The sequence below is a fragment of the Kitasatospora sp. NPDC059817 genome, assembly GCF_042731835.1.
Lineage (GTDB): Bacteria > Actinomycetota > Actinomycetes > Streptomycetales > Streptomycetaceae > Kitasatospora.
The window spans coordinates 1-5,844 of the sequence record NZ_JBHWIR010000182.1; the positions used below are offsets into that span (position 1 = coordinate 1).

General features: G+C 74.3%; 8 protein-coding genes. 4 read left to right on the plus strand and 4 right to left on the minus strand.

The window, feature by feature from the left end; all coding sequences use genetic code 11:
- Nucleotides 1-143: 143 nt before the first annotated feature.
- Nucleotides 144-737 carry an ECF RNA polymerase sigma factor SigK gene (sigK, locus tag ACFV61_RS28900; protein WP_380494795.1) on the minus strand — a complete coding sequence of 198 codons (594 nt, stop codon included), beginning with the start codon at nt 735-737 and terminating at the stop codon, nt 144-146.
- A gap of 366 nt (nt 738-1,103) precedes the next feature.
- On the opposite strand from sigK, the gene ACFV61_RS28905 reads away from it, so the two are divergent.
- The 4 genes from ACFV61_RS28905 to ACFV61_RS28920 all read left to right on the plus strand — a co-directional run bounded on the left by ACFV61_RS28905 (nt 1,104) and on the right by ACFV61_RS28920 (nt 3,943).
- Nucleotides 1,104-1,643 (plus strand): SigE family RNA polymerase sigma factor, encoded by a 540-nt coding sequence (locus tag ACFV61_RS28905; RefSeq protein ID WP_363378197.1) that lies wholly within the window; start codon nt 1,104-1,106, stop codon nt 1,641-1,643.
- The gene (locus ACFV61_RS28910; protein ID WP_380494770.1) at nt 1,643-2,251 is read left to right on the plus strand and encodes a PASTA domain-containing protein; all 609 of its coding nucleotides are present in this window, start codon (nt 1,643-1,645) and stop codon (nt 2,249-2,251) included. The genes ACFV61_RS28905 and ACFV61_RS28910 overlap by 1 nt, the downstream gene beginning before the upstream one ends.
- Nucleotides 2,252-2,467: 216 nt before the next feature.
- Complete coding sequence (locus ACFV61_RS28915) at nt 2,468-3,100, plus strand: carbonic anhydrase (protein WP_380494772.1); 633 nt, start codon at nt 2,468-2,470, stop codon at nt 3,098-3,100.
- 201 nt (nt 3,101-3,301) lie between these two features.
- Complete coding sequence (locus tag ACFV61_RS28920; protein WP_063352907.1) at nt 3,302-3,943, plus strand: flavin reductase family protein; 642 nt, start codon at nt 3,302-3,304, stop codon at nt 3,941-3,943.
- Between the two features lie 52 nt (nt 3,944-3,995).
- Here ACFV61_RS28920 and ACFV61_RS28925 read toward each other — a convergent pair whose 3' ends face one another.
- The 3 genes from ACFV61_RS28925 to ACFV61_RS28935 form a co-directional block, all read right to left on the minus strand.
- Complete coding sequence (locus ACFV61_RS28925) at nt 3,996-4,502, minus strand: DUF6882 domain-containing protein (protein WP_380494773.1); 507 nt, start codon at nt 4,500-4,502, stop codon at nt 3,996-3,998.
- A gap of 100 nt (nt 4,503-4,602) precedes the next feature.
- Nucleotides 4,603-5,190: a hypothetical protein gene (locus tag ACFV61_RS28930; RefSeq protein ID WP_063352909.1), complete on the minus strand. Its 588-nt coding sequence runs from the start codon at nt 5,188-5,190 to the stop codon at nt 4,603-4,605.
- Nucleotides 5,191-5,511: 321 nt separating this feature from the next.
- On the minus strand, nt 5,512-5,724 hold the full coding sequence (locus tag ACFV61_RS28935) for a DUF4287 domain-containing protein (RefSeq protein ID WP_063352910.1): 213 nt from the start codon (nt 5,722-5,724) through the stop codon (nt 5,512-5,514).
- Nucleotides 5,725-5,844 lie beyond the last annotated feature (120 nt).

The following is a 5,844-nucleotide window of genomic DNA, read 5'->3' on the forward strand; positions in this document are numbered from 1 at the left end:
GGGGGGGGGGGGGGGGGGGGGGGGGGGGGGGGCGCGGGGGGGGGGCGCGCGGGGGGCGGGGGGGGGGGGGGCGGGCGCCCCCCCCGCCCCCCCCCCCCCCCCCCCACCGCAGCTGCCGAGCTGGAGGGAATATGTAGGTCGGTCTACAGATTCGGCAGGCAGGTGCGGGCTCGGGGCTGTGCCGGGTGGGGTGGGGGGTCGGCGAGTTGGGTGCGCAGGCGTAGCAGGGCGTCGCGGATGCGGGTCTTGACGGTGCCGAGGGGGGCGCCGAGGGCTTCGGCGGCCTGGGCTTGGGTGCGGCCGCCGTAGTAGACCAGCAGCAGGCATTCGCGCTGGACGTCGGTGAGGGTGGCCAGGGCGCGGCGGAGCCGTTCGCGTTCCCGGCCGCGGTCCAGGTCGCGTTCGACCTGGTCGGCGACCTCGTCGAAGACCGGGGTGTAGGCGCGCAGGGCGGCGGTGCGGTCGCGGTCGGCGGCGGCCTGCGCAGAGCGGACCCGGTCGACGGCGCGCCGGTGGGCGAGGGTGAGCATCCAGGGCAGGACCTCGCCGCGCTCGGGACGGTAGCGCGCCGCCTCCCGCCACACCTGGAGGAACACCTCCTGGGTGACCTCCTCGGCCTGGGCGTGGTCGCGCAGCACCCGCAGCACCAGGCCCAGGACGGTTCCGGCGGTGGCGGCGTACAGCTCCTCGAAGGCCCGCTCGTCGCCGCCGGCCACGCGTGCCGCCAGGGCGCGCAACCCGGCCTGCCCGCCGTCGCCCGGGTCGGTGCCGGAAGGTTCGGTGCCAGGGGTCTCGCCTGCCGGGGGCCGGGGCGCCGGGGACCGGGCGGCCGGCCGGTCGATCAGTGCGTGCACACGGCGACCGTCTCGGAGCGGCCACCGCCTGGGCTACTCGCATCGTTTGCGCATCGTTGTGCCCGCGCGTGTGCCCGCGCGTGTGCCCCCGGGCTGCCGTGGTGGTCCGGCCCGTCCGGCTTCGAAGCGTTGTGAGCCGCGTCACTTTCGCGGTGGCGGTGCAGCAGGGCGGTGCCGGGGTCCGTCATGGGGGCGAAGGTGACGGCGGAAGAGTGAGAAGAGTGAAGAGAGCGAGGGCGGCGGGTGAGGCTGCGCAGGGCCAGTCCCGGGATCGACTTCGTCGAGTTCGTACAGCAGCGTTCGGGCGCGCTGTTCCGGACGGCGTACGTGCTCACCGGGGACGCACACACCGCGGAGGACCTCGTCCAGGAGGCGCTGGAACGGTCCTGCCGCAACTGGCGGCGGGTGGCGGCCGCGGAGGCGCCCGAGGCGTACGTGCGCCGGATCCTGGTGAACCTGGTCAACGACCGCTGGCGGCGGCTGAGCCGCTCCGGTGAGCGGCCCGGCGCGGCGCCCGGCGCCGAGCACGCCGACCCGCGCGACGCCTACCGGTCGGTGGAGTTGCGCGCGGAGCTCGTCACGGCGCTGCACACGCTGCCGATGGGGATGCGCACCGTGGTCGTCCTGTACTACCTCCACGACCTGGGGGACCAGGAGATCGCGCAGACGCTGGACATCTCCCCCGGCGCCGTGCGCTCCCAACTCGCCCGCGGCCTCGCGAAACTGCGGGCCGCACTGCCCCGGCAGGACGTCCCGTCCGCGCCGCCGACCTCGCGCGGAGGTGCGTGATGACCCGCTTCCCGTCCCACGATCCCGACCCCGGCCACCCTGCCTCCGCCCCCGACCCCGACTTCGACAAGGAACTCCTCGCCGCCATGACCGCATTCGCCGACAACACCCCGGCCCCCGCCATCGACGCCCTCGCCATCCGGCGCACGGTGCGCCGTCGCACCGTGCTCAGCGGCGCGGTGGCGGCGGCCGCGGTGGTCGCCATCGGCACGGGTGCGGCACTGCTCGCGCCGGGTTCGGGCCCGTCGCCCTCCGGTGGCCTGCCCGCGGGCCCCGCGAACGCTTCGGCGCCGATGTCCTCCGGCGCGCCATCCCCCGCCGGGTCCGCTCCCGCGCCCGGGCCGTCGATGGCCTTCGGCACCCCCACGCCGCCGCCGATGCAGCCGACCGACGGGGTGCAGGTGAGTGTGCCGCCGGTCGCCAATCTGGCCAAGGACGCGGCCATCAGGGCGCTGGAGACGGCGGAACTGCGCTACGAGGTGCACGAGTTCACCGACTGGAACGTGCCCGCCGGGTCGGTCATCAACTCCGTGCCGCAGGCCGGCCACACCGTACCTGCGCACTCGACGGTCCAGGTGTTCGTCTCCAAGGGCAGGCCGGGCCGATGACCGGCACTGTCGCGTCCAACGCCGCTACGCAAGCTGCGAGTTGACGATATCCTCCGGCCTCCCGCCACACGGGCGGCGAAGCGGCCGGGCAAGGCCGTGCGCAGCAGGGTGGGCGGGCCGTGGACTGGGCCGGCCGGGTGAGGAGCGACGCGGTGGCGGCCCCCTGCCCCGGCCCCCCTGCTGCGGGCCCCACCTGCGGCGATCTAGGGTGCAGGCATGATCTCCTCACCGATATCCGGCCCCGACCAGGCGATGCGGGTGCTGATGGAGGGCAATGCCCGTTTCGTCGCGGGCAGCCCGGAGCACCCCAACCAGGACGCCGGGCGCAGGGCCGCCCTCGCGCCGGCGCAGCGGCCCTTCGCGGTGCTGTTCGGCTGTTCGGACTCCCGGCTGGCGGCCGAGATCATCTTCGACCGGGGGCTGGGCGACCTGTTCGTGGTGCGGACGGCCGGGCACGTCACCGGGGCGGAGGCGCTGGGCAGCATCGAGTACGGGGTGAGCGTGCTGGAGTGTCCGCTGGTGGTGGTGCTGGGGCACGACTCGTGCGGCGCGGTGGGCGCGGCGATGGAGGCGCTGGACCAGGGGCGGCTGCCGGGCGGCTTCGTGCGGGACGTGGTGGAGCGGGTCACCCCGAGCGTGGTGTCGGCCCGGGCCGCGGGCATCGAGGACCCGGACGGGATCGTCGACGAGCACATCCGCCAGACCGTGGACCTGCTGCTGGAGCGTTCCCAGCTGCTGGCCGCCAAGGTGGCCGAGGGCTCGGCGGCCGTCGTGGGCCTGTCCTACCGGCTGCGCGACGGCCAGGCCCGTACGGTGGCCGCTCGCGGTGCGGTCAGCGCCGCGTTCTGACCGTCGGCCCGTACGGGTGCTGAACCCGCCCGTACGGCCGAACCGGCGCGTAGGGCCGGCCAACGTAGGGCCGTCTGCCCCCGCCGGGGCCGGGAACGCCGGGGGCCGGGAACGCCGTGTCCGATCACCGCCAGCGCCCTCTCCCGGGCGGGGGCAGAGTCGGAGGCCGGCAACGGTTTCCCACTCAAGGACGGCATTCCCGTGCACAAGGCCACCGATCTCAAGGTCCTCTACTTCGGCACCCCGGTGGTGCTGATCAGTTCGCGCAACGAGGACGGCGGCGCCAACCTGGCGCCGATGTCCTCGGCGTGGTGGCTGGGGCAGTCCTGCGTGCTGGGCCTCGGCAACACTGCCCAGACCGCTGTCAACCTGCGGCGCGAGGGCGAGTGCGTGCTCAACCTGCCCTCCTCCGGGCAGGTGGACGCCGTCGACGCCCTCGCGATGCTGACCGCCAATCCGGATCTGACCGAGCGCCGGCGCCAGCAGGGCTACCGCTTCGAGCGGGGCAAGTTCGCCGCCGCCGGGCTCACCGAGCAGCCGTCGGAGCTGGTGCGGGCGCCGCGCGTCGCCGAGTGCCCGGTCCAGTTGGAGTGCCGGTTGGAGGCGGCCACGCCGCTGGCGGGCAACCCGCAGTGCACCGCTTTCGAGGTCACCGTGGTGCGCGCGCACGTCGAGGAGCGCCTGCTCGTGCCCGGCACGGACCACTACGTGGACCCGCTCGGCTGGGATCCGCTGATCATGAAGTTCTGCGAGTTCTTCGGCGACGGGCGCCGGCTCGCCCCCTCCCGCCTTGCCGAGGGCTGGCAGATGCCGGGCCGCCTGCCCGTCGGTGTCCGGGCCTGACGCCCCGCCGCAGGTCCGCGAGCCCCCGCCGCCCGCCCGACCGCCCGACCGCCTAGTCAGCCGCCGCGGCGGGCACCAGGTCGTGGAGCAGGAAGTGGAGCTCGGTGTCGTCCGTCGACTCCATCCACAGCCCGTCGGCGTCGAGCACCGAGGCCGCGACCACCCGCGCCTCGGCGACGAGTTCGGGGTGGGAGTCGAAGCCCGGCCACGGCAGGACGGGGAAGTCGTTGTCCTCGCCGAAGCGCCGCACCTGTTCGATGTCGCCCAGGACGGCGGGCGGCAGCGACTCGTTCGCCCAGGACCACAGCCAGGTCTGCCGGGCGAGGCTGACGCTGCCGATCATCGTGAGCCGGCCGGTGAGGAACACCTCGCTCTTGCGCGGCCACTTCCTCTTGCGCGACCAGGTGATCCGCGCGTCGTCCATCGACCAGTGGTACTGCACGTCACCTGACAGTCCGAAGCGCTCGACCATGAGGGCCTGCCGCGCGCGGGCACGTTCGCGGGCCGCGATCACGACGCCCTCCCACCGGGAGTGGTCGTGCTTCGAGTGGTCGTCCACCGTGCCTCCTCGTACGGAACTGCCGGCAAGATCATCCCATCCGGCCTGCTGCTCCGTCCGAGCCCTCGGCCCCACCCCGGCGTGATCCGGAAGAGAGCCCCTACGCGCTGGCGCCGCAGGAGTCGCAGATGCGGGTGGCGGGCAGTTGGAGGAAGCAGGAGGGGCAGATCGCCGGGGGGCGGGGCGGGGTGGCGGCGGCCGCCTTGCGGTTGACGGCCGCTTGCAGGCGCGGGGCCAGGGCGGGGGTGCCGCCGTCGGCGGGCAGTTGGGCGCCGAAGTGCCGGTAGCAGGCGAGGCGGGCGGCGGCGGCGTGGTGTTCGCGGTCCATGTCCGCTGCGAGCGGCGGCTGTCCGGCCACGGCCAGCACCTCCTGGTAGCCGACGCCGACCATGCCGTCGGTGGAGTGGACCACCAGTGCGGTCAGCGGCGGGTCCCCGCGGCGGTGTGCCTCGCGCACCACCAGGGCCAGGACTTTGCCGATCCAGGTGCGCTGGTGCACCCGGGTGCGCACTCCGGCCGCCTCCTGGACGGTCTCGGCCAGTTCGGAGTAGGTGATCACCGCGTGGTAGCGGCGGGCCACGTCCACCAGGGCCGGGTAGGCGGCCCTGGTCCAGGCGACCTGGGCCTGGGTGGAGCTGACCGCCGAACCGTCCGCGACCCGCCAGTAGCCGCGCTGTTGCTGTTCCATTCGACCGCCCCTGAAACCTCGTCCGCCGGCCCCCGCCGGGAGCGAGGCTACCCCGCCCTGTGGCGCCCCGGGCCGCCGGGGGCTTGACTTCAAGTGCTGTTGAAGTCGTCGAATAGTCCCGACCGCAGCCGTACGGGCATCGCGGTCGATGCCCCGCCCGTACGGAACGACCCGGGTCCGGGGCCGCCTGCTTCCCTATCGTGCCGCAGGCGGCCCCGGCCCCGTCGTCGTCCGCCGGCCCACCACCCGCCACGGGGCGCAGGCCGGGCGTCACCAGCAGAGCCCGGGGCCGGGCGTCACCGGCAGAGCCGCACGGCGGGCTCAGGCCGCCGCTTCGGCGAGGGTGTGGGCGACGAGGGCGTTGGCGTGGCCGTGGCCGAGGCCGTGCTCGGTCTTGAGCCAGGCGACGAGCTCCATGTGCTTGCCGAGCGGGGAGGCCCGGATGAGGTCCTTCCACTCGGCGACGGGTCGGCCGTACTTCTTCTCGATGGACGGGAAGTAGCTGGCGGGGCCCTTGGCGGGGGTGGCGGTCATGGTCGGTACGCCCTTTCGGGAACGGATGCGGGGGGCGGCTCACCACCGTAGTCCCCCCCCCCCACATACAAAAAAACCCCCGCCCAAAATAAGAGAGTCCACAAACACACAAAAACCATG

Bases quoted from the DNA above. Each gene is read 5' to 3' on its own strand.
- ACFV61_RS28910 (WP_380494770.1), top strand. From the start codon at position 1,643: ATGACCCGCTTCCCGTCCCACGATCCCGACCCCGGCCACCCTGCCTCC.
- ACFV61_RS28915 (WP_380494772.1), top strand. From the start codon at position 2,468: ATGATCTCCTCACCGATATCCGGCCCCGACCAGGCGATGCGGGTGCTG.
- ACFV61_RS28930 (WP_063352909.1), bottom strand. From the start codon at position 5,190: ATGGAACAGCAACAGCGCGGCTACTGGCGGGTCGCGGACGGTTCGGCG.
- ACFV61_RS28935 (WP_063352910.1), bottom strand. From the start codon at position 5,724: ATGACCGCCACCCCCGCCAAGGGCCCCGCCAGCTACTTCCCGTCCATC.